At 58.0% G+C, this 1,506-nt stretch carries 1 protein-coding gene; it reads left to right on the forward strand.

What is annotated here, in order from left to right; genetic code table 11:
• Positions 1-1,506 (forward strand): hemagglutinin repeat-containing protein (locus tag JJB97_RS17920; RefSeq protein WP_238715434.1); only part of this gene is annotated, 1,506 nt, incomplete at both ends.

The raw sequence follows: 1,506 nt of genomic DNA on the forward strand, positions 1-1,506 counted from the left end.
CTGAAGGCGCTGTATGGCGTAAAAGCCGCGCAGGATATGTGGGTTGCTGGCTCGGGTGCGGCTTCTGTGGCGGGCGGTGCTGCCGGAGGAGACATGAATGCCGTTCGCGTGGAACTGAATATCGGCTCCAGTAAAAGCACGTCGACCTCTGAACTGAAACAGAATGAAGTCCGCGGCAGTACCCTGACGGCGGGAGGCAACGTGAACATGGTTGCTACCGGCCAAAGCGGCACCAGCGGCGATTTGCATATTACAGGCAGCGGTATCACGGGGAATAACGTGACCCTGGTGGCACAGAACGACCTGTTGCTTGATGCAGCCTCTAACAATCGTGAGCAAAAAAGCGCAAACAACAGCAGTGGATGGGCTGCGGGTGTGCATGTCTCAGTCGGTAAGGAAACCGGGATTGGCGTTCAGGCGAGCGGCTATCAGTCTAAAGGCGGCGATGACGGCAAAACAACTGAGTACGTAAATACCCGCGTTAACGCCCGTGATGAACTGAGCATGAGCAGTGGACGCGACACGGTCATTGCCGGTGCGCAGGCGCTGGGCGACAAAATCACGGCTGATGTGGGCCGCGACCTGCTGGTAAGCAGTCTTCAGGATACCGATGACTACACCAGCTGGCAGAAGAATGTCAGCGGCGGGGCCAGCTTCACGTTCGGCAGCATGTCGGGTTCCGCTTCACTCAGTATCAGCAACAGTAAAACCAAAAGTGAGTACGCGAGCGTCGGCGAGCAGAGCGGTCTGTTTGCAGGCGATAAAGGTTTTGATATCACCGTTGGCAGGCACACGCAGCTGGATGGTGCCGTTATCGCCAGTACGGCGACGGCAGATAAAAACGCGCTGGATACGGGCACGCTCGGCTGGCGTGATATCAACAACAGCGCCGAATACAGCTCAGATTCAAAAGGCATCATCGGCGGGTACGCAGGCGACAAGAACGGAAGCGGCGGTGGTGCAATCCCGATTATCGGCATCGGGGCACATGATGATGCGTCGGGTACGACCCATTCAGCGATTGCAGACGGCACGATCACTGTTCGTGACAAGGAAAATCAGCAGCAGGATGTTGCGAGCCTGAGTCGCGATACGGATAACGCCAACGGCCATATCGACAAAATCTTCGATAAAGAAAAAGTTCAGGAGCAGCAGGAGCTGGCTGGCCTGTTCGGGCAAATGGCGAACCAGGCAGCGGGCGATGTTGGCGCTGCAATGGGCTGGGGTGAATATAGCGCAGAGAAAGCCGCGATTCACGGCGTTATTGGTGCGCTTCAGGCAAGCCTGGGCGGCGGAAATGCCCTGGCGGGCGGCGTGGCAGGCCTCAGTAGCGAAGCCTTCGGCAAAATGGTGATGGATTACCTGGGCAGCCACACCTCACTCGGTGAAAGTGAGAAAGGCGCAATTGTTCAGTGGGCCGCAGCGGTAAGCGGTGCCGCCGTCGGTGGCGTTATTGCCGGAACGAACGGAGCCCAGTCGGGTGCGGCGGCCTCGGTGGATTCGGTT

The sequence above is a fragment of the Tenebrionibacter intestinalis genome (assembly GCF_016632365.1).
In the GTDB taxonomy this organism is placed as follows: domain Bacteria; phylum Pseudomonadota; class Gammaproteobacteria; order Enterobacterales; family Enterobacteriaceae; genus Tenebrionibacter; species Tenebrionibacter intestinalis.